The sequence below is a fragment of the Vibrio sp. VP6 genome, from assembly GCF_028823755.1.
GTDB classification, from domain to species: Bacteria; Pseudomonadota; Gammaproteobacteria; order Enterobacterales; family Vibrionaceae; genus Vibrio; species Vibrio parahaemolyticus.
The window spans coordinates 1-1,025 of sequence record NZ_JAPEID010000147.1 but is presented as its reverse complement, the minus strand read 5'-3'; the positions used below and the strand labels follow the sequence as shown (position 1 = coordinate 1,025).

The window sequence follows — 1,025 nt, the reverse complement described above, 5'->3', positions numbered from 1 at the left end:
GCGTCTCTACATCGATCACTTACGAATGCTCAAAGAAACCCGTAGAGCGCAATAGGACATTAATAATCACTATTGAAAAACCAGATGAGGAAAAACTAATGAAAGATATAAATTCTAGTGCCGCACCAGTTATTACAACGCAAGAAGCAAGTGAGCAGAAAATCCAGTTAGAGCAAGACCAGGGGACACTCCAATTACAAGAGGACGTAAATTGGTGCATAGCTCAAATGGACCATCACTTTATTGCTAGGCCTTATTGGGAAGAGACCACTACCCCGTATTTCACTCGCGGTCATAACATTGATGAGCAGTACTGGAAGACTGTTAATCAGATTGCAACAAAGCAAATCACGAAAACATATCCAACGCTATTGTATTCAGAGGCTTACAGAGAATTCAATCGCATGGCTTTTTTTTCAGTAAACATCATTATAAGCTCGCTCGCCGATATAGGCATTAAAGACAAAATCAATCCTAATGCATTAGAAGAAATACTGAAAATCACGCACCAAGAACTATCAGCACGAGCCCCCCATTCATTATCTAGCCATGATAAATCATTAGAAAAAATACAACGCTGTCTCAACATTTTTTGTGATGCAACAGATACGCCACCGACGAATTTTGTGTATTATTCAAACAACATGAATAACCTCAGAATAGCGGAAGTAGACAAAACTGATGACAATTGCTCTGGAAAAAGACAGCAATGAAATCGTACATGGTAGCGCATTAAGAGCTTTAGATGACGAGCATATACAAAAAAATGATTACATTTGTCCAGATGACAAATGCCTTATGCCTGCAATACCCAGCTCTTATAAAGAAACCAACATACCAGCGTCACATTTTAAGTATAAAGAACATTCACCTGAATGCATTGTTACTTTGCAAAAGAACAGTTCTAAAAAATCGAAAGGTACGAGTAATGAGTATTATTACTCGTACATAGATGTATTAAAAGAACCTTCAGAACGTAAACCAAGATGTGGTATAGCAAAACAAGGGACGTCGAATAAAACAGA

The 1,025-nt window shown here is 37.9% G+C and carries 2 protein-coding genes; both read left to right on the top strand.

Annotated features, from left to right (window positions below):
- Positions 1–713 (top strand): hypothetical protein (locus OU793_RS24570; protein WP_274647911.1); only part of this gene is annotated, 713 nt, incomplete at its 5' end.
- On the top strand, positions 682–1,025 hold a 344-nt coding region (locus OU793_RS24565; protein WP_274647910.1), incomplete at its 3' end, for a hypothetical protein. The genes OU793_RS24570 and OU793_RS24565, both read left to right, overlap by 32 nt.